General features: G+C 70.9%; 27 protein-coding genes, 2 tRNA genes and 1 pseudogene. 18 read left to right on the top strand and 12 right to left on the bottom strand.

Annotated elements, in window-relative coordinates; all coding sequences use genetic code 11:
* The first annotated feature begins 31 nt into the window (after positions 1 to 31).
* From VFO26_RS11085 to VFO26_RS11075, 3 genes are all read left to right on the top strand, one after another.
* Entirely contained in the window at positions 32 to 730 is a 699-nt protein-coding gene (locus VFO26_RS11085; RefSeq protein ID WP_325115041.1) for a DUF998 domain-containing protein, read from the top strand.
* 102 nt (positions 731 to 832) lie between these two features.
* The gene (locus tag VFO26_RS11080; protein ID WP_325115040.1) at positions 833 to 1,525 is read left to right on the top strand and encodes a DUF4386 domain-containing protein; all 693 of its coding nucleotides are present in this window, start codon (positions 833 to 835) and stop codon (positions 1,523 to 1,525) included.
* Between the two features lie 28 nt (positions 1,526 to 1,553).
* Positions 1,554 to 1,685 (top strand): hypothetical protein, encoded by a 132-nt coding sequence (locus VFO26_RS11075; protein WP_325115039.1) that lies wholly within the window; start codon positions 1,554 to 1,556, stop codon positions 1,683 to 1,685.
* Here the strand turns inward: VFO26_RS11075 and VFO26_RS11070 are convergent.
* Positions 1,664 to 2,556: pseudogene (locus tag VFO26_RS11070) on the bottom strand (restriction endonuclease). The gene VFO26_RS11075 and the pseudogene VFO26_RS11070 sit on opposite strands and share 22 nt — an antisense overlap.
* Here VFO26_RS11070 and VFO26_RS11065 point away from each other — a divergent pair.
* Positions 2,555 to 2,836 (top strand): hypothetical protein, encoded by a 282-nt coding sequence (locus VFO26_RS11065; protein ID WP_325115037.1) that lies wholly within the window; start codon positions 2,555 to 2,557, stop codon positions 2,834 to 2,836. The pseudogene VFO26_RS11070 and the gene VFO26_RS11065 overlap by 2 nt on opposite strands.
* Positions 2,837 to 2,892: 56 nt before the next feature.
* On the opposite strand, the gene lepB is transcribed toward VFO26_RS11065, so the two are convergent.
* Together lepB and VFO26_RS11055 are read right to left on the bottom strand one after the other, a co-directional pair.
* Entirely contained in the window at positions 2,893 to 3,423 is a 531-nt protein-coding gene (gene lepB, locus VFO26_RS11060) for a signal peptidase I (protein WP_325115036.1), read from the bottom strand.
* A 199-nt stretch (positions 3,424 to 3,622) separates the two neighbouring features.
* Positions 3,623 to 3,695: transfer RNA gene (locus VFO26_RS11055), tRNA-Glu, on the bottom strand.
* A 134-nt stretch (positions 3,696 to 3,829) separates the two neighbouring features.
* Here VFO26_RS11055 and VFO26_RS11050 point away from each other — a divergent pair.
* Positions 3,830 to 4,366, top strand: coding sequence for a dihydrofolate reductase family protein (locus VFO26_RS11050; protein WP_325115035.1), 537 nt, complete (start codon positions 3,830 to 3,832; stop codon positions 4,364 to 4,366).
* A gap of 7 nt (positions 4,367 to 4,373) precedes the next feature.
* On the opposite strand, the gene VFO26_RS11045 is transcribed toward VFO26_RS11050, so the two are convergent.
* From VFO26_RS11045 to VFO26_RS11015, 7 genes are all read right to left on the bottom strand, one after another.
* Positions 4,374 to 4,601, bottom strand: coding sequence for a hypothetical protein (locus VFO26_RS11045; protein ID WP_325115034.1), 228 nt, complete (start codon positions 4,599 to 4,601; stop codon positions 4,374 to 4,376).
* Between the two features lie 87 nt (positions 4,602 to 4,688).
* The gene (locus tag VFO26_RS11040) at positions 4,689 to 5,150 is read right to left on the bottom strand and encodes a hypothetical protein (protein ID WP_325115033.1); all 462 of its coding nucleotides are present in this window, start codon (positions 5,148 to 5,150) and stop codon (positions 4,689 to 4,691) included.
* 327 nt (positions 5,151 to 5,477) lie between these two features.
* Positions 5,478 to 5,548: transfer RNA gene (locus VFO26_RS11035), tRNA-Gln, on the bottom strand.
* A 38-nt stretch (positions 5,549 to 5,586) separates the two neighbouring features.
* Entirely contained in the window at positions 5,587 to 6,465 is an 879-nt protein-coding gene (locus tag VFO26_RS11030) for an HD domain-containing protein (RefSeq protein ID WP_325115032.1), read from the bottom strand.
* The gene (locus VFO26_RS11025) at positions 6,462 to 7,175 is read right to left on the bottom strand and encodes a hypothetical protein (protein WP_325115031.1); all 714 of its coding nucleotides are present in this window, start codon (positions 7,173 to 7,175) and stop codon (positions 6,462 to 6,464) included. Before VFO26_RS11025 ends, VFO26_RS11030 begins: the two co-directional genes overlap by 4 nt.
* A gap of 9 nt (positions 7,176 to 7,184) precedes the next feature.
* Positions 7,185 to 7,784, bottom strand: coding sequence for a uracil-DNA glycosylase family protein (locus tag VFO26_RS11020; protein ID WP_325115030.1), 600 nt, complete (start codon positions 7,782 to 7,784; stop codon positions 7,185 to 7,187).
* The gene (locus tag VFO26_RS11015) at positions 7,781 to 8,389 is read right to left on the bottom strand and encodes a class I SAM-dependent methyltransferase (RefSeq protein WP_325115029.1); all 609 of its coding nucleotides are present in this window, start codon (positions 8,387 to 8,389) and stop codon (positions 7,781 to 7,783) included. Before VFO26_RS11015 ends, VFO26_RS11020 begins: the two co-directional genes overlap by 4 nt.
* 19 nt (positions 8,390 to 8,408) lie before the next feature.
* Here VFO26_RS11015 and ftcD point away from each other — a divergent pair, with 19 nt between their 5' ends.
* From ftcD to VFO26_RS10985, 6 genes are all read left to right on the top strand, one after another.
* Positions 8,409 to 9,347 (top strand): glutamate formimidoyltransferase, encoded by a 939-nt coding sequence (gene ftcD / locus VFO26_RS11010; protein WP_325115028.1) that lies wholly within the window; start codon positions 8,409 to 8,411, stop codon positions 9,345 to 9,347.
* Positions 9,348 to 9,766: 419 nt separating this feature from the next.
* Positions 9,767 to 11,302: a histidine ammonia-lyase gene (gene hutH, locus VFO26_RS11005; RefSeq protein WP_325115027.1), complete on the top strand. Its 1,536-nt coding sequence runs from the start codon at positions 9,767 to 9,769 to the stop codon at positions 11,300 to 11,302.
* Positions 11,299 to 11,538 carry a hypothetical protein gene (locus VFO26_RS11000; protein WP_325115026.1) on the top strand — a complete coding sequence of 80 codons (240 nt, stop codon included), beginning with the start codon at positions 11,299 to 11,301 and terminating at the stop codon, positions 11,536 to 11,538. Before hutH ends, VFO26_RS11000 begins: the two co-directional genes overlap by 4 nt.
* Complete coding sequence (gene hutU, locus VFO26_RS10995) at positions 11,535 to 13,220, top strand: urocanate hydratase (protein WP_325115025.1); 1,686 nt, start codon at positions 11,535 to 11,537, stop codon at positions 13,218 to 13,220. The genes VFO26_RS11000 and hutU overlap by 4 nt, the downstream gene beginning before the upstream one ends.
* 27 nt (positions 13,221 to 13,247) lie before the next feature.
* Positions 13,248 to 14,489, top strand: coding sequence for an imidazolonepropionase (gene hutI, locus VFO26_RS10990; protein ID WP_325115024.1), 1,242 nt, complete (start codon positions 13,248 to 13,250; stop codon positions 14,487 to 14,489).
* A 9-nt stretch (positions 14,490 to 14,498) separates the two neighbouring features.
* Positions 14,499 to 14,915 (top strand): hypothetical protein, encoded by a 417-nt coding sequence (locus VFO26_RS10985; protein ID WP_325115023.1) that lies wholly within the window; start codon positions 14,499 to 14,501, stop codon positions 14,913 to 14,915.
* Positions 14,916 to 15,212: 297 nt separating this feature from the next.
* Here VFO26_RS10985 and VFO26_RS10980 read toward each other — a convergent pair whose 3' ends face one another.
* Positions 15,213 to 15,557, bottom strand: a complete 345-nt coding sequence (locus VFO26_RS10980; protein WP_325115022.1) for a hypothetical protein — start codon at positions 15,555 to 15,557, stop codon at positions 15,213 to 15,215.
* A gap of 61 nt (positions 15,558 to 15,618) precedes the next feature.
* Between VFO26_RS10980 and VFO26_RS10975 the strand changes: the two genes are divergently transcribed.
* Genes VFO26_RS10975 through aspS form a run of 3 tightly spaced genes read left to right on the top strand, consistent with a single transcriptional unit; the run spans position 15,619 to position 19,270 of the window.
* Positions 15,619 to 16,275 carry an MBL fold metallo-hydrolase gene (locus tag VFO26_RS10975; RefSeq protein ID WP_325115021.1) on the top strand — a complete coding sequence of 219 codons (657 nt, stop codon included), beginning with the start codon at positions 15,619 to 15,621 and terminating at the stop codon, positions 16,273 to 16,275.
* Complete coding sequence (gene hisS, locus VFO26_RS10970) at positions 16,272 to 17,528, top strand: histidine--tRNA ligase (protein ID WP_325115020.1); 1,257 nt, start codon at positions 16,272 to 16,274, stop codon at positions 17,526 to 17,528. The genes VFO26_RS10975 and hisS overlap by 4 nt, the downstream gene beginning before the upstream one ends.
* Before the next feature lie 14 nt (positions 17,529 to 17,542).
* Positions 17,543 to 19,270 carry an aspartate--tRNA ligase gene (aspS, locus tag VFO26_RS10965; RefSeq protein WP_349259075.1) on the top strand — a complete coding sequence of 576 codons (1,728 nt, stop codon included), beginning with the start codon at positions 17,543 to 17,545 and terminating at the stop codon, positions 19,268 to 19,270.
* Here aspS and VFO26_RS10960 read toward each other — a convergent pair.
* Complete coding sequence (locus VFO26_RS10960; protein WP_325115018.1) at positions 19,219 to 19,506, bottom strand: hypothetical protein; 288 nt, start codon at positions 19,504 to 19,506, stop codon at positions 19,219 to 19,221. The genes aspS and VFO26_RS10960 overlap by 52 nt on opposite strands.
* A 3-nt stretch (positions 19,507 to 19,509) precedes the next feature.
* Here VFO26_RS10960 and VFO26_RS10955 point away from each other — a divergent pair, with 3 nt between their 5' ends.
* The 4 genes from VFO26_RS10955 (at position 19,510) to VFO26_RS10940 (ending at position 24,296) form a co-directional block, all read left to right on the top strand.
* On the top strand, positions 19,510 to 19,689 hold the full coding sequence (locus VFO26_RS10955) for a hypothetical protein (RefSeq protein WP_325115017.1): 180 nt from the start codon (positions 19,510 to 19,512) through the stop codon (positions 19,687 to 19,689).
* 198 nt (positions 19,690 to 19,887) lie between these two features.
* Complete coding sequence (locus VFO26_RS10950) at positions 19,888 to 20,265, top strand: VOC family protein (protein WP_325115016.1); 378 nt, start codon at positions 19,888 to 19,890, stop codon at positions 20,263 to 20,265.
* Positions 20,266 to 20,348: 83 nt separating this feature from the next.
* Positions 20,349 to 21,473, top strand: coding sequence for a hypothetical protein (locus VFO26_RS10945; RefSeq protein ID WP_325115015.1), 1,125 nt, complete (start codon positions 20,349 to 20,351; stop codon positions 21,471 to 21,473).
* Between the two features lie 120 nt (positions 21,474 to 21,593).
* Positions 21,594 to 24,296 carry a sortase domain-bontaining protein gene (locus VFO26_RS10940; protein ID WP_325115014.1) on the top strand — a complete coding sequence of 901 codons (2,703 nt, stop codon included), beginning with the start codon at positions 21,594 to 21,596 and terminating at the stop codon, positions 24,294 to 24,296.
* The last annotated feature ends 288 nt before the right edge of the window (positions 24,297 to 24,584 follow it).

Below are 24,584 nucleotides of genomic sequence, written 5' to 3'. Positions count from 1 at the left end.
TGAACTGATCGGGGAACTCGAGGTAGCACTCGTGCCCGAGCGCCTACGTCGTTTGCCGGCAGCGTTGGGCGGGAACCGCCGACACATGCCGCCTCGCCTTGCCGCCGCTTGCGGCCTTCTCACACCGCTGACGTATGGCGCAGCGCTTCTCTTCGGCGGCTTGGCACAACCTGACGACTTCAGCAGCGCCGACGACGCGACCAGCGATCTCGGCGCCACGACGGCCTCGAGCCCGTGGATCTACAACCAGGTCGGCATGAACCTCACAGGAATCCTCATCGTGGTCTTCGCGCTCGGCTTGTGGCGAGCGCTATCGCCCGACCTCCTCGGGCGGGTGGGTGTCGTGGGCCTTGTGGGTGTGGGCGTCACACTCTTTCTCGAAGGGTTCCTCCGCCTCGATTGCCAAGGCATCGACGCAGGGTGCGATAACACGAGCTGGTACTCAGATGGGCACCGTTTCACGACCGCTCTCTCGGGGATTTTCATCTTTGGCTCGCCGCTCGTGCTCGCGTTCGCGTTCCGTCGTCTCCCCAGTTGGCGTAACGCCTGGTTGCCGACACTGGCCGCCATTCCCGCGTTCTTCCTGGCGAGCATCCTCTTCTCGCTGATCGGCGACGGTGCGTCGAACCGGGCGGGAGCCCTCACGTGGTTCGTGTGGCTTGCCTTCGTCGCTTTCCAGCTTCTGAAGAAGACAGAAGAGCAAGAACCCGAGCCGCTCGCGGCGCGATGACGAGATCCCTGCGCTGCAGCGCTGGGCGGAACCGAGACGGCGTTCGAGGTTTAGCGGGCTAGTCGCTCGTGTATTGCCCGACCAGGCGACGAAGGGAACCAGATGAATGACGACCAGAGGCATGGCCGGATCTTCGGAGTGCTGTTCATCGCCACGTTCGTCACGTCGATTACGGCGCTCATCCTCTTCCAGTCCGTCCTGGACGATCCCGCGGGGTACATCGCCGGCGGCGGTAAGGACAGCCAGATCTACCTGGGGGCCTTTCTCGAGTTTCTCCTCGTCCTCGCCAACGTCGGCACGGCCGTTGTGCTCTACCCGATCGCGAGGCGGCAGAACGAGGCTCTCGCCATCGGCTACGTCGGTGCTCGGATCATCGAAAGCGTCTTCATCGCGACCGGGATCATCTTCGTGCTCGGGGTCGTGACCATGCGTCAGGACTCTCCCGACGCGGCCGACCTCGCGGTCTCGCTCGCCGCGCTCAAGGACTGGACGTTCCTGCTCGGCCCCGGAATGGTCGTGCCCTTCGGAAACGGGCTGATACTCGGCTACCTCATGTACAAGTCCGGGCTTGTCCCGCGGCGCATGGCCTGGCTCGGGATGATCGGGGGGCCGCTGCTCCTGTTCGGGAACTTCGGCGTGCTCTTCGACTGGTGGGATCAGACCGGCCTGGTGAGCCTCCTGGTCATCCCGGAGTTCATCTGGGAGGCGTTCCTTGGCATCTACTGCGCGATCTGGGGATTCAGGAAGGACTCGCCAATCGTCCGACCGAACTGGCGCGGTGACGCCGTTGCCTGACGCTCTAACTCCGTCGTGGCTGCGGCTCTTGGCCCTGTCCGGTGTCGTGTTCGCCGTCCTCTTTCTGGTCGGGTGGTTCGCCAGCGGGGGCGACGCGCCCGACTACAGCGCGACGGACGGCGACCTCGGCGAGCTCGGCTACTCCTCGTCGGCGAAGTAATCGCCGTCCACGCGCTTTACGGCATAGGTCTCGCGGTCGGTCACTCCTACGTTGTGGTCGATCATCAGCTCGGAGAGTCGCTCTCCGTCTACCAGGATCACGCGCGGTGACACGCCGGCCGCATACGTCACTGCGTCGGAGGAGAAGCTCGACGCCGTGAAGATGATGCCCTTCGTGGCCCTCGCCCCTTGAAGTGCGCCGACGAAGCCCTGCACCACCGGACGACCGACTGTCGCTCCCACCGCTTCGCCTGCACGTACACAACGTCTAGGCCGAGCCTGTCCTCTCTGATAACACCGTCGATACCGGCATCGCCACTCCCTCCGACGCGAAGCCGCGAGTGCTCGGTGCCATCGCCGTACCCCATCGCGTGGAGCACGTCGAGCACGAGGTCCTCGAACGCCGAGGGTGGCATCGCGGCGATCCTGTCCCGGACCTCCGCGATCAGCGCCTCGCGTAGTTCGTGGTAAGCCGCTTCGATGCGCTCCTCGGGCGTCGCCGTGTCCGTGACTGCGATCGGCACGGATGCGGCTCTTGCCCTCCGAGGCGACGAGCTCCCCTTCCTGAACTCCGCGAGTTCGGGGAACTGAGAGAGGACGGTGAGGTCCACTCGCTCCGGGTTGGCCGCGAGTACCTCGCGGCCCCGGTCGGTGATCGCGTACACCGAGCGGCGTGGCCGCACGAGGAGGCCGACGCGGTAGAGGTACGTCGCGGCCCAACCTACGCGGTTGTCGAACGTCTTCGCCAAGCCGCTCGGCAGGCGTTCCGCGAGTTCCTCGGGGGTCAGAGCGAACTTCGTCGCGAGTACGCTCCGCACCTCGGCGATCGGCTTCTCCTCGCCGTCCGCGTACTCCTCGAGCAGGGGACGCATGAGGGTCTGGAAGTCTGGGACGGACATCTTGCCGCCGTACTCTACGACGGCTCCTTCGCGTCAGCCCGAGGGCTATCGCGAGCTCGACCCTGCGGGCGAGGACCGGGACGCAGCGCGGGTCGGGCGGGGTCCAGAGCACGGTCTCGACGCGGTAGGTCGCGTCGGCACTCGCCACGAGGTCGCCCGGCTCGACCGGGCCCGGGGCAGTCACGTCGGCGAGGTCGTCCAGCGTCTCAACGTCGCGCATGTGAACGCGTACTCCGAGCTCGGGCTCCACTAGGGGAAGCGTGACGACCGGGTATGCGGCTGTCGAGATGGCCGCTCGGGACGATGCCGTCAGCAGAGGTCGCCCGGCGGGACGAGGTTCTTGTCGTAACCAGGAACGCCGAGCCGTCCTAGCGGCCAGTAGGTGAGAACGACACGCCCGAAGATCGCATCGCGTGGCACCGGACCGAAGGCACGGCTGTCCTGCGAGAAGATTCGGTTGTCGCCGAGGACGAAGTATTCGTCGGGACCGAGACGGGTGACAGGGAAGGGGTCGGTGGCGATGTCGTCCGCCTTCGCTCCGTTGACGAACACGCGGCCTTCGCGGCCAACGACCCTGTCGCCCGGAACCCCGATCACGCGCTTCCCCAGGTTGAGGTCACGCGCTGCCGGATCAGGTACGACAGGACCCCCGATCTGACCACGAGCGTGAATGACGACGATCTCGCCTCGGTGCGGGTCGCGGAAGCGATAGGTGACGTTCTCCGCGAGCCAGCGGCCGTTGCAGGCTGGAATGGTGGGGGACATGCTCGAACCGCCCGCCGCTCGTCCGAGCACGATCACGCCGGTCCCCACGAGCACCACGCCCAGCACGACGACCACGACGATCGTCACGACCGGAATCACCACGCGCTTGCGTCGCCAGCGAGCGGCTTGAGCCATCTCGGGCATCTTGATCCGCCGTGGTGCCTCCCGCCACCGATGGGGGAACCGGTGGGGGAACGCCCTGCCGATTCTGCGGGTTCCCGTCGCTCCTGTTCCGCTTACCTAAGCGGAATCCGTTTGCCCAGGAATCTCGAAAAGGCCCATACGGGATTCGAACCCGTGCCGCCGCCGTGAGAGGGCGGTGTCCTAGGCCACTAGACGAATGGGCCGTGGCGAGCACGAGTTTAGCGTAGGTCCCTCCCGTGCCCATCCGCATCTGTCCCCCCCGGGCGATGAGTCCGACGCCTCCTTTCGGTCGAAACGTGTAGACCGAGGTCAGCGAGGCCAACAGGAGGAAGCCGCCATGAGGAAGCTCGTCGAATCGACGTTCGTGACGCTCGACGGAGCGATCGACCAACCGCAGGTCTGGGGCTCGCGGTACTGGGACGAGGAGCACACGGGGTACGCGCGCAGGCTGCTGTACGACGCCGATGCCCTGCTCCTCGGACGGGCGACCTACGAGGTGTTCGCCGAGGCATGGCCGGTGCGGAGCGGAGACGACTACACGGACCGGATCAACGCGCTTCCGAAGCACGTGGCCTCACGCACGCTCGATGACGCTGCGTGGAACGCGGTGGTCATCAAGGGGGACGTCGCCGAGGAGGTCGCGAGGCTGAAGGCGGAGCCCGGGCGGAGCATCCTCAAGTTCGGCACCGGTGAGCTCGATCGGACACTGCTGCAGCACGGTCTGCTCGATGAGCTCCACCTGTGGATCTTCCCCGTACTCGGAGTCGGCGGTCAGCGTCTGATCGATGGGATCGAGACCACCCATCTGAGGCTCGTCGAGACCACGCCGTTCGCCAGCGGCATCGTCGTCAACACGTACGCGCCGACGAAGTGACCGGGACTCAGGCGGTCGCGGACGGCGTGGGGGCGAGCGGCTCGGGGTCGCGCGCGTCGATGCGCTCCTCGAAGCGCCGCCGGATCTCCTCGCCCGTGGCGAGGAGGTCGTAGCGGGCGCGGCGCGGCGGGAGCTTGACGACGCGGACCGATTCGTCGCGGTCGCCGTGGCAGCGCGCATATGCGGCTGCCTCGTCGAGAGGCCTCAGGCGGTCGGGCTTCCGCCAGAAGGGCACAGTCGCTCTACTACCAGCGAACGTGCGTCGTGTGAACCCGGCGGCATGACCCGGTTCCGCACTTTGCGCACGAATCGTGGCTGGACGTCAGTACCACGGCTTGCACGACCAGGGACTCCAATCTCGGCCTGCCCGCACAAAGTACCGGTAGGCGGCCCTCGCCTGCTCGAGCGCGGTGGGGCCGTGGCCGAACAGCCGGCGTTCGCTGGAGCCCATCTGGAACAGCCCGAGGTACTGCCCGTTCTGCGCCGACACCCGGTAGCCCGACTCACAGCGCGCCACCTGCAGCGCCTCCTGGCAGTGGGCGCCGAAGACATGGCAGATCGCTTTCTCCGGCGAGCGTGCGAGCTCGACGAGAAGGCGCTCGCGGCGCTCCTGGGCCTCTCGACGCGCGACCTCCGCCCGTGCGCGGGCTGCTTTCGCCCTGGTCGACGCGAGCGTGCGCTGCGCAAGACCGAGGCGGACGGCCGCCTCCTTGGCGAATCGAGGGTCTTTAAGGAGCCAGCGGTGCCTTTCGAAGAAGCGGATCACCGAGCTCGACCTCTGCATGGTCGCCAGGTGCTTCGCGAGCCGGGGGCCGAGGTCGACCGAGGTGCCTGCTTGCGCGGCGGCCGGAGTCGCACAGAGAACGAGGGCGCACAGGCCCGTGACCAGGGCTTTCAGGAGACAACCTCCGCGTCGGAGACAGGGTCACGGCGCGCGCCGCAGTCGGGCCTACGCGGAGTAGCCCGGCGCCGCCGTTGTCGTCTGGCAGATCAGGCGAGCGTACCCTGGAGCACAAAGTCGTCGGGAAACGCTTACGAAAGCTTCACAGCGGGTGTTACAAGCGTTTTCTGTCCGCAAAACGCGAAACGCCCCAAAAGGGGCGTTTCGAGGCTGCGGGACAGGGACTCGAACCCCAACTTCCGGAGCCAGAATCCGGCGTCCTACCATTAGACGATCCCGCAGGGCGTGGCCCGGATTGTACCCGGCCGCCGGGCGGCGGTCAGATGTCGAGGCGGTACTCGGGGACGAGACGCTTCTCGTCGGCCGTGTCGATGTGCGCGATCACCTCGACGTGTGGCTCTAGCCCGGAGCCACGGAGCTTCGCCTTGAGCAGACCGTCGACCTGGTACAGCCCGGACGAGTTGTTCATCACGATCTCGATCCGCACCGGCTTCACCTCGCCGTCGCCGATCATGACCTCCTCGACCGCCGCCGCCGAGAGGGAGTGCATCGACACCTGTCCCTTCTCGAACGGGATCCGCGAGCGGCCCTTCGCCATGTCCAGCGCGTCGCCGACGCGAAGGATCCCGGCCTCGAGTGAGAGCGGCTCGCCGTCGGCGCGGTGGCTGGTGATCGCCTGCAGCACCTCCGACACGATCACGGTGCGGTCGGGCTCGTCGTAGATCCCGTCGAGCAGCTCGCGGAGCTTGGGCTCGGCGAGGAATAGGCTCCAGTCCTCGTGACCCCTTCGGTGCACCGACATTCCGACGCAGTGGGTGAGCGCCGCGAGGACGACGACGACTTCGGCGTCCTCGTTCTCCATCCCGTAGTCGCGCACGAGAGACGGCTCGACGCCGTGCTTCGTGAGCTGGCGGAGGAGCTTGAGGGCGATGTTGGCGACGATCTGGATGTGCACCCACGAGTGGTCGTTGATCTCGAGGCGGACGACTGCGTTGACGTTGGAGACATGCCACCAGCCCTTCAGCTCCCGGTCGGCGTTGGCGCGCTCGATCACGCGCCGGAGCTTCCGGTTCCCGCGGTCGGGAACCCGGATCCGCATGTGCTCGACGGCCTCGGCGGGCGTCAGTCGGGCCTCCCGGACGGCGTCCGCGGAGGCCGGCTCCTCGATGCGCGCCTCGGTCTCCGGATCGAGGGTCACGCCTCGGCGACCGGCTCGGCTGCAGCCGCTCCGCCGTGCGCCTCTCTGAGCCGGAAGTACGTGATCGCCAGCGCGATCGCGCCGAAGGGCGCGACGACCGCCTGGGCGATCGTGCTGCCGACCAGGATCTCGAGGAAGCGCGGCAGGAAGGAGAAGGCTGCCTGGAGCAGGCTGCTGGCGATGCCGGAGAGGAGGCCGGTGATCAGGACGATCCCGAACACCGTCCAGCCGTGGCCGCGCACGAGCTCGCGGGAACGGCCGAACGACTCGAGCGCGGAGCGTTTCTCCACGACGATCACGGGCGCGATCACCGCCCAGATCGTCAGGAGGAACAGGCCGGGCACGATCAGGAGCAGCAGGCCGAAGGCGATCCCCAGGCCGGCCAGCAGCCCGGCCACGAGCAGTGGGACGATCGAGGACGAGACGCGGGAGAAGACCTCGCCGAGCGAGGCGTCGAACACGCCGTCGCGGGCGTCCTGCACCGCGTAGACGAACGCGCCCTGGAGCCACGTCGAGCCGACGACGGCGGTCGCGAAGCCGACGATCGCGAGCGCGACCGCAGCACCGTTCTCGTCGTTCGAGATCGCGCTCACGACGAGCGCGTAGAACAGGTTGATCACCGCGAAGACGACGAGTGCGATCGCGAAGAATCGGAGAAAGAACCGCGTGAAGAGTGTCCAGGCCTCGTCGAGGACGGCGCCGATGCTCACGGGGCGATCCTACGTCACGCCGCCGCGAGCGAGCTCGCGGCGGACGTGGGTCAACGCCTTCCCTAGGCGGGCGCGGTTCGTCGCGTCGTTCAGCCAGCCGCTCGCACCCGACGGATGAGGAAGGGGGACCGCCACGGCGTCGTCGAGCAGGAAGCTCTTCCCGACCGCGTCGGTGAGCCGCGGCACACGGAGCAGCTGCTGCGCAGCGGCCAGGCCGACGGTGACGACGAGCGCGGGGCGGAGCAGCCGGAGCTCGGCCTCCCGCCACGGCGCGCAGAGCGCCTCCTCCGTGGGGGTCGCCCGACGGTCGCCGCGACCGCCGGGGCTCGGCCCGGGGAAGCAGCGGGTCACGGATGCGCAGTAGAAGCGCGCGAAGAAGGTCTCCTCGTCGAGTTGCAGCCAGCGCCGGAGCGTCCGCCCGGCCCGTCCCTGCCACGGCCGGCCCGTGTCGGCCTCGACGCGGCCGGGGGCCAGCCCGAAGAGATAGGCGCGCTGGCCCGCGTGCCCCTCGAACACCGGTGGCGGCACGATGGGGAAGCCGGCCTCGAGGCAGCGGCGGCAGCGGGCGTTGTCACGCTGGAGCGCGGCGAGCGGGCTGACGCGGCTCACCGTGGCGAGCGCACGACGACGAACCACTCGCCGGCGAGGAGGACGTCGCCACCGCCGAGCTCCTCCAGGAGCCCCTCGGGTGTGAACCAGCGCTTGTAGACCTCCCAGCTCGACCCGTCACGGAGGGCCCGGCTCGACCATTCCTCGGTGACCTCCGAACGGCCGAGCGATGCGTCCACGACCACCAGCTCGGGCGCGACGCGCCGCACCTCGCGGAGAAACACCGGGCGCTGGTCCGCTCCGAGATGCCCGAAGAAGTGGCCGCTGACGACGCGGTCGAAAGCATCGTCCGGGAAGGGGAGAGCCAGGCCATCTCCCTCGACCAGCGTCGCGTGGGGGAGGCGCTCGGCGGCGATAGCGAGCATCCGGGAGCTCCGGTCGAGGCCCGTGATCGTGCCGCGGAGGTGGCGCGTGAGGAAACCGGTCCCGCAGGCGACGTCGAGGGTGCGGGCTGGGGGGAGGCCCGCGAGGGTCTCCTTGACGCGCGCGAGCTCCTCGTCGAACCCGTCGCGCGCCCTGCCGGCGTAGAGGCCCTCCCCGAGGTACCAGTCGTCGTACTCCGGCGCGCGCCGGTCGTAGTACGCGGGGGCAGTCGGCTCGTGCATCGGTCGTAGGGTAGGCACGATGCTGCGCCTCGAGTCCGTGCCCAACGTGTCGGAAGGGCGCGACACGCGGCTCGTCACGGCGATCGCCGCGGCGTTCGCGAGCGCCGGCGCGCGAGTCCTCGACACACACGTCGACCCTCACCATCACCGCGCGGTCATCACGCTCGTCGGAGACGACCGGGAGCTGGAGGACGGCCTGGTCGCGGGGATCGACGAGGCCTGCCGACGGATCGACCTGCGCCGCCACGACGGCGTCCATCCGCGCGTGGGGGCGGCCGACGTGGTCCCGGTCGTCCCTCTCACGCCGGATGCGCTTCCCGGGGCGGAGGCCGTCGGACGCGAGGTCGGACGACGGGTTGCGGAAGAGCTCGGATTGCCGGTCTTCTTCTACGGCTCCCTCGGAGACGGACGGCGCCCGGCGTACTTCCGGCGCGGCGGGCCCGAGGAGTTGCAGCGGCGGATCGACGCGGGGGAGCTCGCGCCCGCGTGCGGGCCGACGCGGCTCGACCCGCGGTCGGGCGCGGTGCTCGTCGGCGTGCGGCCGCCGCTCATCGCCTTCAACCTCGAGCTGGCCGGGCCGCTCGAGGTCGCGCAGGAGGTCGCCGCCGCCGTGCGAGAGTCGTCCGGGGGGCTGCCCGGGGTGCAGGCGCTCGGCCTCCAGCTCGCACAGGGGGTCGTCCAGGTCTCGACGAACGTGATCGATCTCTCGGCGACGCCGCTTCACGTGGTGGTCGAGCGCATCGCCCGGGAGGCAGCCGCGCGCGGCACACGTGTGGGCGGAGGGGAGCTCGTCGGGCTCGTCCCCGCGGCGAGCGTGGCCCAGGCAGCAGCGGGTGTGCCCGATCCGCTCGATGAGCGCGGCGTCCCGACCGCGACCGCGCTCGACGCGGCCGCGCGTGCGCTTCGCCTGGAGCGCCTCGGGCGGGAGCGTGTGCTCGAGTGGCACCTGGCCGGCTGAGAAGTGGTGCCGTCTTCGCGGCGAGGTTGACCCGGGCGCCGATCGGCGTCGCGGGCGGGGTGCGCGTCGGGAAGCTTGTCGTCTCGCGACGGGAGGCCGAGCAGAGAGCCGGGTCGGTGCACGTGCGCGTGTCGAAGTCGGCGCGAAGTCGGCACAGACCCATGACACTTGCTGCGATACCGTGAATCCAGGGAGCCTCGCTCCCCCGTGGGGGGAGCCCCACGCGAGGCTCGCGGACGTGCTGCCCCGACCTCGGCAGCTTCATTTTTCACGGGGATGCGCGGCGGGCACCAGCGGACGGCCGACGGTGTCCGGCCCGCTTCGAGGGCGACGCCGTCCCCCAAGGTGCACGTACCGCCCGACGGGAGCCCATGTCGCGTCGACGGGGGCCACGTGCCGGCTCCCTCTACACTCGCGCCGTGCCGGCCGCTGTCGAGCTGACGGGGGAGCATCTGGCGATCGACGATGTCTGGGACGTCGCCGTCGGCCGTCGGCCCGTCGTGCTCGGTGCGCGGGGCCGCGAGCGCGCAGCAGCGGCGCGGGAGTTCCTCGAATCCGAGGTGGGCGACCACACCTACGGGGTGAACACGGGCTTCGGACGGTTCGTCTCCGAGTCGATCCCGCCGGAGCAGGCGGCCGAGCTCCAGCTGCGACTGCTGCGGAGCCACGCGTGCGGCGTCGGCGAGCCCTACCCCGAGGACGTCGTCCGCGCGGCCATGCTCCTGCGCGCGAACACCCTCGCCAAGGGGTACTCGGGCGCACGCGTCGAGACGATCGAGCTGCTCGTCCGCGTCCTCGGGGCCGGGATCGTCCCGCGCGTCCCGTCTCGCGGCTCGGTCGGGGCGAGCGGCGACCTCGCTCCCCTGGCCCATCTCGCCCTTCCACTTGTCGGCGAGGGCGAGGCAACCGTCGACGGAAAGCTCGTGACCGGCGCCGAGGCGCTCGACGCTGCCGGCTTGACCCCGATCACGCTTGCGCCGAAGGAGGGCCTCTCGCTCATCAACGGGACGCAGTTCATGACCGCGATGGCGTCGCTCGCGCTCGTCCGCGCGCGACGCCTCGCACGCGTGGCGGACATCGCGTGCGCGATGTCGGTCGAGGCGCTCCAGGGAACCCCGATGAGCTTCCACCCGGCCATCCACGCCGCCCGGCCGCTACCGGGTCAAACGCGAAGCGCCGCTGCGCTTCGCGCCCTGCTCGCGGGCTCGGCGATCGTGGAGGCCCACCGGTGGTGCGACAAGGTGCAGGACGCCTACTCGCTTCGCTGCGCGCCACAGGTGCACGGCGCCAGCCGGGACCTGCTCGATCACGTCGAGAGCAGCGTCGCGGTCGAGCTGAACGCCGCCACCGACAACCCGCTCGTCCTGCTCGAGGAGGAGATGATCGTCTCCAACGGGAATTTCCACGGCCAGCCGATCGCGATCGGGCTCGACTGTCTCGCGATCGCATGCGCCGAGCTCGCGAGCATCAGCGAGCGGCGCACGGAGCGGATGGTGAACCCGAGCCTTTCGGACGGACTGCCGCCGTTTCTGGTCGCACGCGAGGAGGGGCTCAACTCCGGCTTCATGATCCTCCAATACGTGGCGGCGGCCCTCGTCTCGGAGAACAAGGCGCTGAGCCACCCGGGATCCGTCGATTCGATCCCCACCAGCGCCGGACAGGAAGATCACGTGTCGATGGGAAACGGCGCCGGCCTGAAGGCGCTGCAGGTGGTGTCCAACGTCGAACGGGTGCTGGCGATCGAGTTGCTGGCAGGAGCGCAAGCCGTCGAGTTCCTCGCGCCGCTGGAGCCGGGCATCGGTGTTCGCGCAGCCCGCAGCTTCGTGCGCACGTTGTCGGAGCGCGTTCGCGAGGACCGGTCGCTCTCTGCGGACATCGAGCGGGTCGCGGACGCGATCCGGGACGGCAGCCTGCTCGCGGCGGTCGAGCGCGAGCTGCCGGAGGCCCTTCCGTGAGCGATCTGCCCGCGCCTCGGCAGCCCTATCGCGCCGCCGTCGTCTTCCACGCCATCCTCGCAGGGGTGATCCTGCTCGTGGCGGCGATCTCCGGCGGGGATCTCGTCAAGACGCTCGGCGTGGCGCTCGCGTACTTCGTCGCCGCGACGGGTTGGAGCTGGTTCCGATTCCGGCAGCGGGAGACACGGGCGGCCGCAGGGCGTTCGAGCGGTGGAGACGGGGGCGAGAAGTCGTGAGCGCGCTCGTCGAGGACCTCGTCGGCGACCTCTCGGGGATCAAGGCGCCGCGTGGCTCGGCGCTGCACGCACGCTCGTGGCAGACCGAGGCCCCGCTCCGGATGCTCCTCAACAACCTCGACGCCGAGGTCGCCGAGCACCCCGAGTCCCTCGTCGTGTACGGCGGCTCGGGCCGCGCAGCGCGGTCGCACCAGGCGCTTCGGGACATCGTTCGGACCCTGCTGCGGCTGGGGGACGACGAGACGCTGCTGATCCAGTCGGGGAAGCCCGTCGGTGTCTTCGGGACGCACCCGGGTGCGCCCCGTGTGCTGATCGCGAACTCGCTGCTCGTCCCCGCATGGGCGAGCTGGGACGAGTTCCGGCGCCTCGAGACGGCCGGCCTGACGATGTTCGGCCAGATGACCGCGGGGTCGTGGATCTACATCGGCACCCAGGGGATCCTGCAGGGGACGTACCAGACGTTCTGCGCTGCAGGGGAGGCTCATTTCGGCTCTCCGGATCTCTCCGGCCGGACGGTGCTGACGTCCGGTCTCGGGGGAATGGGTGGCGCGCAGCCGCTGGCCGCGACGATGGCGGGCGCCGCCATCCTCTGCATCGAAGTCGATCAGCGCTCGATCGATCGCCGGCTGGAGATGCGGTACCTCGACGCGCAGGCCGAGTCGCTGGACGACGCGCTGAACCGCGTGCGTGGGGCAGCCGCCGCGGGTCGCCCGCTTTCCGTCGGGCTCCGCGCGAACGCTGCAGACGTCCTGCCCGAGCTCGTCGCCCGCGGCGAGACGTTCGACCTCGTCACCGACCAGACAGCGGCCCACGATCCCTTGACGGGCTATGTCCCGGCAGAGGTCCCGTTCGAGGAGGTCGTCGCGCTCCGTGACCGCGCCCCGCAGGAATACCTCCGGCTCGCCTCGGAGTCGATCGTGACGCACGTCCGGGCGATGGTCGATTTCGTCCGGATGGGATGCTACGTTTTCGACTATGGCAACAATCTGCGAGGTGAGGCCTATCGAGCCGGTCTGAGCGAGGCCTTCACATACCCGGGCTTCGTCCCGGCCTATATCCGGCCGCTGTTCTGCAAGGGGATCGGGCCGTTCCGCTGGGCGGCGCTGTCCGGTGACCCCGCCGACATCGCGACGATCGACCGAGAGCTGAAGAGGCTGTTCCCGGACGACGGGCTTCTCCAGCGCTGGCTCGAGCTCGCACCCGAGCGGGTCGCGTTCCAGGGGCTGCCGGCGCGGATCTGCTGGCTCGGCTACGGCGACCGGGCGCGGGCGGGTCTCGCGATCAACGCGCTCGTGCGCTCGGGGGAGGTCTCCGCGCCCGTGGTGATCGGGAGGGATCACCTCGATGCCGGCTCCGTCGCCTCCCCCTACCGCGAGACGGAGTCGATGCGCGACGGCTCGGACGCGATCGCCGACTGGCCGATCCTCAACGCTCTCCTGAACACCGCCGCGGGCGCGACCTGGGTCAGCGTCCACCACGGTGGCGGCGTCGGGATCGGCAACTCGATCCACGCGGGCATGGTGGTCGTCGCGGACGGGTCGGCGGATGCCGACGAGCGGCTCGAGCGGGTGCTCACCGCGGATCCCGGCACGGGCGTCATGCGTCACGCTGACGCCGGGTACGAGGATGCGCGAGCAGCCGCGCGCGCGGGGGGCCTCGACCTTCCGGGCGTGACGTCGTGAGGCGGTCGAGCGGCGGCCGCGCGGCCCGTGGCTGACCCGCCGGAAGGGCCCGTGCGGCGCCTGCTCGTCCGCGACCTCGCCCAGCTCGCGACGCCTGCAGGGACGGGCGCGCCTCTCCGGGGCGGTGCGCTGGCCGAGGTCGAGGTCGTCGAGGACGCCTACGTTCTCGTCGGCGGCGAGACGATCGAACGCGTCGGGCGGATGCGCGACCTGGCCCCGATCGCGGGTGACGTCGAGGAGGTCGACGGACGCGGGCTCTCGGCCATCCCGGGCCTCGTCGACTGCCACACGCACCCGGCGTTCGCGGGAGACCGGGCGAACGAGTTCGCGCTCCGCGCAGCGGGAGCGACGTACGAGGAGCTCCTCGCCGCCGGCGGCGGGATCCTCTCGACGACCCGTGCGACCCGTGCCGCCGGAGCCGAGGTGCTCACGGCGATCGTCGCGCGGCATCGCGACGCGATGCTGGAGCATGGGACGACGACATTCGAGGGGAAGAGCGGGTACGGGCTCGATCGCGACACGGAGCTGGCTCAGCTCGAGGCCGTTCGCTCGGCGGGCGGGATCCCGACCTGGCTCGGCGCCCACGCCGTGCCTTCCGAGCACGCCGATGCGGACGCGTACGTCGACTGGGCGGTCGACGAGGTCCTGCCCCACGCGGCGAAGGTCGCCGTCGCGGCGGACGTTTTCGTCGAGCGCGGGACCTTCGACGCCGAGCAGGCGCGCCGGTACCTCCTCGCCTGCCGCGCCGCAGGCCTCGCCCTCAGGCTCCACGGCGATCAGCTCTCGGAGATCGGCGCGGTGCCGCTCGCAGTCGAGCTCGGTGCCAGGTCGGTCGACCACCTCGAGGCGACGGGTCGCGGCGGTATCGCGGCGCTCGCCGCGAGCAACGTCGTCGGCGTCCTGCTCCCGATCGCCGCGCTCTACCTCGCCCGCCCCATGCCCCCTGCGCGCGAGCTCGTCGACGCGGGCGCCGCGATCGCGCTCGCGACCGACTTCAACCCTGGGAGCGCCTTCTGCGAGAGCCTGCCGGTCGTCTGCACGCTCGCGTGCACGCAGCTCGGCCTGTCCCCCGAAGCAGCGCTCATCGCCTGTACGGTCAACGCCGCGCACGTGGTGGGCTTCGACGACCGTGGGAGGCTCGCCCGTGGGCAGCGCGCCGATCTCGTCCTGCTCGCAGCTCCGGACTGGCGCCACCTTGCCTACCATCTCGCCGGGGACGTCGTCCACACCGTGATCCAGGCAGGCCGGGTCGTGGTGTCGCGGGCATAATCCGGGTCGATGGCGACGCAGAAGCAGCGGCGAAAGCGCGCGAAGGAGAAGCGCCACGCGTACGACCTCGTCGAGATCGACGCCGAGGGCAACGAGACGCTGCTGACCGCGTCCGAGCTGAAGGCAGAGGCGCCGGCGAAGGCACCGGCGCAGAAGGACGGACGCGGGAACGGGCGAGCGAAGTCCCCCCGGGGCGCGCCCCAGCCCCCGACGTGGCGGAGGGTCCTGAAGCGGGCGGCGATCTTCGCGCCGATCTTCCTCGCGACGGTGATGCTCCTCGGCGGCGACGGCATCACCTTCACGGGTGCCGTCGTGCAGACGTTCTTCCTGCTCGCGATCTTCGTGCCGTTCAGCTACTTCATGGACCGCCTCGTCTGGCGATCGCACGAGAAGCGCCTCGCCAAGGCAAAGACCGGCGGACGCTGACGAGCGGCCACGTGCGGCCCGAGCCGGGCAGGCACCGTCAGGCCATCTCGGGGTCGGCGCCCAGAGCTCGATCAGGCCCGCAGGCCGCTAGCCTCTCCCCGTGAGGCAGATCTGGACGGGGCGGGCGACACGCGTTGCCGTGCGGTACGGCGAGCACGCGCCGATGGCGGCGGTCTGCTGCAACGCCTGCCGAGCCTGCGCCACGACGAACGTCGCCGCCGTGGCGGCGGGAGCCGGGCTCGGGCTCGTCTACGCAGTCGGACGACTCACGAGGCGCGTTGCGCCGATCCGCCGTGGTCAGCCGGGGCGTACCTCGCCGTCGAGATAGTGGCCCTCCCCTGGCCACGGCGCCAGGATGAGGAGTAGACGGGCGCCCTCGGCGCTCGAGAGCGCGTGCCGCTCGCCGGGGTCGAACGTGACGAGGGTGCCGACGCGGCCCCGCACCGCGTCGCTCCCGCAGCGGATCTCCGCCTCGCCTTCGACGATGACCACCCAGGCGCGCTCTCGCACCTGGTGGTCGCGGAGCTCCTGCCCTGCCTCGAGGCGGATCGAGATCGCCCGTGCGCCGTCGTCGGTCGTCAGGACCGTCGGGTCGACAGTGCCGCCGGGAGCCTCGATCTCGGTCAGGTCCCACGACTTCACGGCGCAACCGTATCGCGGGTCGAGATGGAGCGGCGGCGCAGGGCGTCCGTAGACTCGCGTCGTGCTCCCGGTCGTCGACCAGCTCCCGCTCGGCCCGCTCGGCACGAACTGCTACCTCGTGCGCGCCGGCCGTGGCGTACCCGAGGCCGTCGTCGTCGACCCGAGCGGCCCCGCGGCCGAGATCCGGGTCGCGCTCGCCTCTCTCGGCGCGCGCTGCGCCGCGATCCTCGTCACGCACGGTCACTTCGATCACATCCTCGGCCTCGCCGACCTCGCGGAGGGAACGGGAGCCCCGGTCCACGCCGCGGCGGGGGAGCGTGCGCTGCTCGAGGCTCCGGCGGCGTTCACGCCGCCCGGGGTCGCGGTCCGTCCCTGGACGCCCGACGTGCTGCTCGGGGGCGGGGAGGCGCTCGAGCTCGCCGGGATCCGCTTCGATGTCCTCGCGGTCCCCGGTCACTCGCCGGCACACCTGGCCTACGCGATCGACGGCGCGCTGCTCTCCGGTGACCTCCTCTTCGCAGGTTCTGTCGGACGGACCGATCTGCCCGGTGCGGACTGGACGACCCTGCTCGCATCGCTCCGGTCGCTCTTCGACCGCTACCCACCGGGGACGGCCGTCCATCCGGGGCACGGCCCCTCGACGACGCTCGGCGCGGAGCTCGCGGGCAACCCGTTCCTGGCCGAGCTCCGGCTCGAGCAGCACGAGGCGGCCGGATGAGCGGCGCGGCCCCGATCGAGCGGCCGCGCGGAACCCACGACGTCGTCCCCGCCGAGATGCCGTCGTGGCGGCGCGTCACCGACGAGATCGAGCGTCTCTGCGCCTTGTACGGCTACCGCAAGATCCTGACGCCCGTGTTCGAGGACACGGCGCTCTTTGCCCGCACGTCCGGCGCCGGCTCGGACGTGGTCCAAAAGGAGATGTACACCTTCGCCGACCGGGCCGACCGCTCACTGACGCTGCGCCCCGAGGGCACGGCCCCGATCTGTCGCGCGTACGTCGAGCACGGCATGCACCGCGAGCCCCAGCCCGTGAAGCTCTTCACGATCGCCACGATGTACCGCTACTCCGCGCCCGGCAGGGGGCGCTACCGCGAGCACTGGCAGGCCTCCGTGGAGGCCCTCGGCACGGACGACCCGGCGATCGACGCGGAGCTGATCCAGCTGTACGACGCGCTGCTCGCGCGGCTCGGAGTGACGCGCTACCACCTCGAGCTGAACTCGATCGGATGCCGGCAGTGCCGTCCCGCCTACCTCGAGACCCTCCGCGCGTGGCTCGCCGACAACGCCGGTCGCCTCGACGACGAGACCCGCGGGAAGGCGGACGCAAGCCCGCTGCGCGTCTTCGACAACTACCTTGCCAAGCCGCCTGCCGTCCGCGAGGCCCTCGACGACGCGCCGAAGATCGGCGAGTCGCTGTGTGCCGCCTGCGTCCAGCACTTCGCCGCCGTCCGGGCCGGGCTCGACGCGACGGGCGTGAGCTACACGCTCGTGCCGACGCTCGTCCGCGGCCTCGACTACTACTCGCGCACGACGTTCGAGTTCATCGGCCCGCTGGAGAGCCAGAACTCGACCATCACAGGCGGCGGGCGCTACGACTATCTCGTGGAGGAGATCGGCGGGCCGCCCACGCCCGGGATCGGCTTCGGAGCCGGCCTCGAGCGATTGTTGATCGCGATGGAGGAGGAGGGGATCGAGAGTCCGCAGGAGCCCGGGATGGACGTCTTCTTCGCAGTGGAGGACGGTGTTCCCCGGAACCACGTCGCCCGCTGGCTCGCCGAGCTGCGGCGAGCAGGGGTCGCGGCCGAGACGGACTACGCGCACCGCTCGCTCAAGGGACAGCTGACCCAGGCACGGCGCCTGGGCTCCATCCACACGGTCGTGGTCGGTCCCGAAGGCGCGACGCTCCGCACGCCCGGGGCCGCGGACGAGCCGCTGGCGCACGACGACATCGTCTCGAGGCTCACGCCGTGAGCTGGCGTGACCTGATGTGCGGCGAGCCGCGGGCCGACCACGTGGGGAGCAGGCTGACGCTCGCGGGCTGGGCGTCGCGGCGCCGCGACCACGGCGGCCTCGTGTTCGTCGACCTGCGCGACCGGACCGGCATCACGCAGCTCGTGATCAACCCGGAGCGATCCCCGCAGGCCGCCGGGCTCGCGGGCGAGATCCGGAACGAGTTCGTGCTGCAGGCACGCGGGGAGCTCGTCGCCCGCGCCCCGGAGACCGTCAACCCGAGGATGCCGACCGGCGAGGTCGAGCTGGCAGTCGACGAGCTCCGGATCGTCTCACGCTCGACGCCGCTCCCGTTCCAGCTCGACGAGGAGAACGTCGACGAGACGCTCCGCCTACGCTACCGCTGGCTCGACCTGAGGCGCGAGAAGCTGCAGCGGAACCTGCGGCTGCGGGCGCAGATGGTCGGGATCATCCGCCGCCACATGGAGGAGGCCGGCTTCCTCGACATCCAGACGCCGATCCTCTACAAGTCGACGCCGGAGGGCGCGCGCGACTTCGTCGTCCCGAGCCGGCTCCACAAGGGACGCTTCTTCGCGCTGCCGCAGAGCCCGCAGATCCTCAAGCAGCTCACGATGATCGCCGGGTTCGACCGCTACTACCAGATCGCGATCTGCTTCCGGGACGAGGACCTCCGCGCCGACCGCGTCCAAGAGCTGACCCAGCTGGACGTCGAGATGAGCTTCCCCGACCGGGAGGTTCTCTTCCTCCTGATGGAGGAGATGTTCGCGACCATCTGGCGGGATTGCCTCGGGGTCGGAATCGAGACGCCGTGGCCGCGCATGACCTACGACGAGGCCGACCGGCGGTTCGGCACCGACAAGCCGGACACCCGCTTCGGGCTCGAGCTCGAGGACGCCACCGAGCTCACCCGAGGCTCCGGGTTCGGCGTCTTCGCCGGCGCGGAGGCGGTGCGGTACCTGCGCGTGCCGAGGGTGCTCTCGCGGGCCCAGCTCGGCGCGCTCGAGGAGATCGCGAAGGAACGAGGCGCAAAAGGGCTCGCGTACCTCGTCCGGGACGACGGGGGAGAGCTCCGCTCGCCGATCGCGAAGTTCCTCTCGGAGGACGAGCTGTCGACGCTCGCCCCCGCCGCGGGGGAAACCCTGCTCTTCGCGGCGGACGAGTGGGAGCTGACATCGCGGGTGCTCGGCCACCTCCGGCTGCACGTCGGACGCGAGCTCGGCCTGATCGACGACGCCTCGTTCACGTTCCTGTGGGTGACCGACTTCCCGATGTTCGAGTGGGACGTCGAGGAAGAGCGCTGGGCGGCGAAGCACCATCCGTTCACACGCCCCACCGACGACTGGCGCGAGCGCTTCCACGAGGATCCGCGCAGAGCGCTCGCGAACGCGTACGACATCATCGTCAACGGGAACGAGCTGGGCGGTGGCTCCTTCAGGATCCACGAGCCCGACCTCCAGGCGCGGGTCTTCGACCTGCTCGCCCTCAGCGAGGCGCAGCAGCGATCGCAGTTCGGGTTCCTGCTCGACGCGCTCGCGATGGGGGCCCCGCCCCACGGAGGGATCGCCCTGGGGATCGATCGGATGACGATGGTGCTCGCGGGCGAGCCGAATCTGCGTGACGTGATCGCCTTCCCGAAGAACCAGGCGGGGGTCGACCCGATGTCGGGTGCGCCGACCGCGATCACGCAGGATCAGCTCGACGAGCTCGGGCTCGCCGTCGTCGTCGAGGAGCCGCCGAGCTGAGCGCGCGCGTCGTCCAGCGGCTGCTCGCGCTCGCCGCCGTCGCGCTGCTCGCGGGGCTCGTCGCCGTCGCCGTCGTCGAGCAGCGCGCGGATGAGCCGGTCTCCGCTCCGACGGGGGCCGTCGCAGCCGGAGGGGGCTGGTACGAGGCGCTCGCCGCGCCGCGGCCGCCCGGCGAGGACGCCGAGCGCACGACCTGCGGCCTCGTTCTCACGGCTCGCTCGCTCGGCGTCACGCACCCGGTGCTGCCGTGCGGGGCGAAGCTGCTCGTCCGCTATGGAGGCGAGACCGTCCTGACCGAGGTGATCGACAACGAGCTGGTGGCCACGGGCCGTCAGTTCGAGCTCACGTCCGCGCTCGCCGGCCTCGTCGGGCTGGACGGCACGCAGGAGGTCGAGTGGCGCTACGCGAGCCGCCGGTGACCACGGGTCGGCGCGCGCGACTACACTGACAGAAGCGCGACGTTGCGCGTGACCTCGGGCTCTCAACGTGAACCAACGATCACACGAAGGGAGCCCGGGTCCGGAGGACGGTTTCACCGGAGTCCGGCAGGGCACCCACCTGGAGAAGCGGGTTCGCTTTTCCGGCCCGGGGTCACGCGGAGCGTCGCGTCGCCCACGATGACCGGCGCGGTCATCGGCCTCGATCACGTCCAGGTCGCCGCTCCGCCCGGCTGCGAGGAGGACGCACGGCGGTTCTACGGCGAGCTCCTCGGGCTCGAGGAGCTCGACAAGCCGCCGACGCTCGCCGTTCGCGGAGGGGTCTGGTTTCGCGTCGGCGAGCACCAGCTGCACGTCGGCGTCGCCGACGGCTTCACGCCTGCCGCGAAGGCGCATCCTGCGCTTCGCGTGGCATCCCCTGCCGAGCTGGAACGGCTCGCCGACCGGCTCGGAGAGCACGGAGTCCACGTCCGCTGGGCCGATCCGGGCGAGATCCCGGGCGTGTCGAGGCTCTTCCTCGCCGACCCGTGGGGGAACCGGGTCGAGCTCGTCGCCTGACGGCCCCGCCGCGGGCTTCTTCATCGCCTCCATACAGCCGTCGGGGAGAATCCCCGGGCCGTCAACGACCCAGGAGGCAGGTGATGTCCAACTCTCGTGTCGTGAAGCGTGTCTCGACGCGGCGTGCAGCGGCCGCCGTCCTCGTCGCCGGCGCGGCGGTACTGGCCGTGCTGGTGCCGGCAGGCTCGGCCCGTCAGCAGGCCGTCCCCGCGAACACCGTCCCACCGACGGTCACCGGCATCCCCTCGTTGGGGCAGACCCTCACGGTGACACCCGGAACCTGGACGGGGGACCCCGCGCCGACGTTCGAGTTCCAGTGGGTCCGCTGCCCGCCGTCCGGCGGAGCGCCGGACGGATCCGACTGCTCTACCATCGGCGGCGCCACGACGACCGGGTACGTCGTGACCTCGGGCGACGTCGGCTCGCGCATGCGAGTGCGTGTCACGGGGCGAAACAACGAGGGCGCAGCGACGGTCGCCACGAACGCGACCGAGGTCGTCGGCGGCCAGGCGGGCCCGCCGAACACCGCGCCGCCGACGATCGTGGGCCCGGCGGTCGTCGGCCAGACGCTCACCGCGAGCCCCGGGACCTGGACCGGGACGGGAATCACGTTCGCGTACGCGTGGCAGAGGTGCGACGCGGCCGGGGGTGCGTGCGCGGCGATCGCCGGCGCGACCCAGAGCACGTATCGGCTCGTCGCGGCCGATTCCGGCCGGACGATCCGCGTGAACGTCACGGCGACGAACACGACCGGCTCCAATTCCGTCCAGTCGGCCCAGACCCCGGTCGTCACCACGGGCACCGGGACCACCGGCTGTCCGGCCGGAACGGGGACGATCGACGTCGATCGCCTCACGCCTCCGGTCCGCCTGCAGTTCGGCCGGCAGCGCATCACACCGAGCCCGGTGCGACGGGACACCCGCACGATCCGCGTGAGCTTCCAGGTCACCGCGTGCAACGGGCGTCCGGTCGAGGGGGCGCTGGTCTACGCGACCCCGACGCCGTACCAGCAGTTCTCGGCGACGGAGCAACCCACCGGCTCGGACGGCGTGGCCATCTTGACGATGAGTCGGCTGCGCTTCTTCCCCGCGAGCAACCAGCAGCAGCTGCTGGTCGTGTTCGCCCGTGCGCGGAAGGCCGGCGAAGACCTGCTCGGCGGCATCTCGACGCGCAGGCTCGTGTCGTTCCCGGTCAACCTCCGCGGCTGACAGCGGCCCGGGGAGCCGGCGGTGACGCCGGCTCCCCGCCGCGTATGATCGACGGTGCCTCCCCGAGGCACCGTCGGACGTGTCCCGTTGCATCGCCGCCTACTGACAGTCACGCTCGCCGTGGCGGTCGCCCTCGCCGCCTCCAGCACCGCGGCGGCCGGTGAGCCGCCGAATCAGAACGACCCGTGCTCGTCGGGCGGCCGCAACACCTGTGGCACGCTCGGGGTCGGCTCCTACGAGACCTACCGGTACGGCGTGCGGTGGTTCGGGGACTACCGGGGCGCGGTGCCCGGCGTCGCCCACACGTACTGCCTTGACCTGCGGTACTGGTACCCCTCGGCGAGATACCGGTTCCGAGAGGACGGGTCGGGCACGCTCCGCAACCGCGACGGCGAGGTCGTCTCGCTCGAGCGGCAGCGGCGCATGGCTTACGCGATCTGGAACGCCGGCCGCACGACGGACCGGACACAGGCCGCGGCGGTGATGCTCTACGTGCACGGGTTGATGGGCGATGCCGCTCCCGGCGAGGCTGCTCCCGACGCGATCGGGGCAACGGTCGCGGCCGCCCACGCGCGCGTGGCCCGGGACGCCGAGCGCTACCACGGCCCGTACCGGATCGAGGCGCGATTGCCGGATCGTCTCCGGGCGGGCGTCAAGGCCAGCGGGACGATCCGCGTGCTCTCGGCGGGCGGGAACCCCCTCCCCGGGGTCGACCTACGGCTCGACGCGAGCGGCGCGAGCGGGATGCCGACCAACGTCACCACGGACGCGAACGGCGTCGCCGCGCTCGAGCTGACGCCGACGTCGGCCGAGGGGCTCCGGCTCCGCGTACGTACGGAAGCGCTCGCCTCGACGCGACCGAGGGTCTTTCGTCCGACGACCGCGCCCGCGGCACGGAACGGCCAGCGCCTTGCCGTGCCCGACTCGCAGGTGGTGACCGAGACGCTGGAGCGAGCGGTCGGGAAGGTGCAGGTGACCGTCAGCACGACCGCCGACCCGAACCGCGTCCTGCTCGGCCAACCGAGCCGTGATCGGGTCGTGATCGGCGGGGCTCTCGCCGGCTGGTCCGCGACCGTCGCGGTTCGCGTCTACGGGCCGTTTCGGACGGCGGCGGAGATCCGCTGCGACGGCACGCCGGCCTTCGAGGGATCGTTCTCGACGAACGGCCCGGGTACCTACACCACCCCGCCGGCGACGCTGCGGGCAGTGGGGTGGTACACCTACCGGCTCGAGGTGCCGGGGGACGAGACGCACGTCGGGGTGACGACACCGTGCGCCGTCCCGGTCGAGAGCTTCCGGGTCGAGGTGCAGCCGCGCGTGACGACGGTCGTCAGCTCGGCGCGGGTCGAGCCCGGTACGACGATCACCGACCGGATCGACGTCGAGGGGCTCGGCACCGAGAGCGCCACCGTCCGCGCCTTCCTCTACGGCCCGTTCTCCACGCGTGAGGCGATCGCGTGCACAGGGACGCCGTTCTGGAGCGGGACCGTGCAGGTGGAGGGCGACGGCCAGGTCACGACCGAGCCCGTGCAGCTCGACGTGCCCGGCTACTACACGTACCGCGAGACGATCGCCGCGGCGGGGTTCGTGCGGGCTGCCGAGACGGCGTGCGGGGAGGTGGCCGAGACGACGGTCGCGGTGGGGGCGCCGACGCTGACGACGCGGGTGAGCGCGCAGCGAACCCGGCCCGGGGCGACGATCACCGACAGCGTCGTGGTCTCGGGCCTCGGCGTCCTGCGGGTGCCGGTCTCGGCCGAGCTCTTCGGCCCGTTCCCGACGATGGAAGCGATCCGCTGCGACGGGACACCCTTCTGGCGGGGCACGTTCGTCGCGTCCGGAAACGGCACGTACACGACAGCGCCCGTCCGTCTCGACCGTGCCGGCTACTACACGTACCGGGAGTCGATCGTCGAGGGCCCCGCGAACCCCGCCGTCACGACCGACTGCGGCGACGTCGCGGAGACGACGCTCGCGCGCGCGGAGCCGCAGGTCACGACGCTGGCCTCGGCGGAGGTGGTCGTTCCGGGGACGCTGCTGCACGACCGCGTTCGGGTGAGCGGGCTCGGCCGGACGAGCGCGGCGATCGAGCTCGAGCTCTACGGGCCTTTCGCCTCGCGCGCAGCGATCCGATGCACGGGGGCGCCGTACTGGAAGGGGCGCTTCACGGTCGAGGGTGACGGCGTCCATCGTTCGCCCTCCGTTCGCCTCGCGAAGGCGGGTTTCTACACGTACCGGGAGCAGCTCGTCGGCTCCGCGCTGATCGAGGGGACGCGGGGCGAGTGCGGGGCCACGGCGGAGACGTCGCTCTCGCGTCCGCTGATCGTCACCGGCGGGCGGGCGGCGACGCGGGGCAGGCGCTCGGACGCGGACGTCGGCGGCCGGACGCCGGTGCGGGTTCGAATCTCGACGCTCCGGATAGACGCGCCGCTGACGCCCTCGGACGTGAGCGTCTCGGCGGGTGTGCTCGACGTCCCCGCGGACATCAGGAGACCCGGCTGGTGGAGCGACGGCGCCGCGCCCGGCGACCAGGCCGGAGCGATCCTCATCGGGGGTCACGTCGACAGCGCCAGGCTCGGGCCGGGTGCGTTCTTCAGCCTGCGGTCCGCGCGCGCGGGAACTCGCGTCGAGCTCCAGTTGCGCGACGGGCGCACGAGGTCGTATCGCGTCGTGTCGGTGCGCTCGATGCGCAAGGAGGCGCTGCCCGCCGACGTGTACTCGCTTCGGGGACGCGCGCGTCTCGTGCTGGTGACGTGCGGCGGCCCGTTCAACCGTACGACGGGGCACTATCGCGACAACGTCGTCGTGACCGCGGTTCCCGTCTGAGGGCTCGCCCGTCCGCTGCGGGCCGTTGCGATCCGGCCCGACGATCGGGCGACACGCGAGCCATCCGCCTGGCACACAGTCGACACGAAGCCGCGGCACTTCCGTGTTCGTTCTGCCGATAGCGTGACTACAGGGACACGGGAGTGCCCCTGGGGGCGGTTGGGGTACCGGGCCAGTGGCGGAACGGGGCCGTCGTGGCAGTCGCAGGGCGGCCGACCGGGCTCCCGGAAGCCGGCCGGCGGCGGCCGGCGGGCGTGCGACGAGGAGGGCGGGCGCTAGCCTGGGTCG

It is taken from the genome of Gaiella sp., from assembly GCF_035710885.1.
Classification (GTDB): domain Bacteria; phylum Actinomycetota; class Thermoleophilia; order Gaiellales; family Gaiellaceae; genus Gaiella.
Note: the sequence above shows the minus strand (reverse complement) of the source record. Positions and strands in the feature narration are given on the sequence as shown.

Excerpts from the sequence above, each read along its gene's own strand:
- VFO26_RS10950 (WP_325115016.1), top strand. The coding sequence starts at position 19,888 with ATGACCGGCGCGGTCATCGGCCTCGATCACGTCCAGGTCGCCGCTCCG.
- VFO26_RS11015 (WP_325115029.1), bottom strand. The coding sequence starts at position 8,389 with ATGCACGAGCCGACTGCCCCCGCGTACTACGACCGGCGCGCGCCGGAG.
- VFO26_RS10985 (WP_325115023.1), top strand. The coding sequence starts at position 14,499 with ATGGCGACGCAGAAGCAGCGGCGAAAGCGCGCGAAGGAGAAGCGCCAC.
- ftcD (WP_325115028.1), top strand. The coding sequence starts at position 8,409 with ATGCTGCGCCTCGAGTCCGTGCCCAACGTGTCGGAAGGGCGCGACACG.
- VFO26_RS11080 (WP_325115040.1), top strand. The coding sequence starts at position 833 with ATGAATGACGACCAGAGGCATGGCCGGATCTTCGGAGTGCTGTTCATC.
- VFO26_RS11040 (WP_325115033.1), bottom strand. The coding sequence starts at position 5,150 with ATGCAGAGGTCGAGCTCGGTGATCCGCTTCTTCGAAAGGCACCGCTGG.
- VFO26_RS11050 (WP_325115035.1), top strand. The coding sequence starts at position 3,830 with ATGAGGAAGCTCGTCGAATCGACGTTCGTGACGCTCGACGGAGCGATC.
- hisS (WP_325115020.1), top strand. The coding sequence starts at position 16,272 with ATGAGCGGCGCGGCCCCGATCGAGCGGCCGCGCGGAACCCACGACGTC.
- VFO26_RS10945 (WP_325115015.1), top strand. The coding sequence starts at position 20,349 with ATGTCCAACTCTCGTGTCGTGAAGCGTGTCTCGACGCGGCGTGCAGCG.
- VFO26_RS11065 (WP_325115037.1), top strand. The coding sequence starts at position 2,555 with ATGAGGGTCTGGAAGTCTGGGACGGACATCTTGCCGCCGTACTCTACG.
- aspS (WP_349259075.1), top strand. The coding sequence starts at position 17,543 with ATGTGCGGCGAGCCGCGGGCCGACCACGTGGGGAGCAGGCTGACGCTC.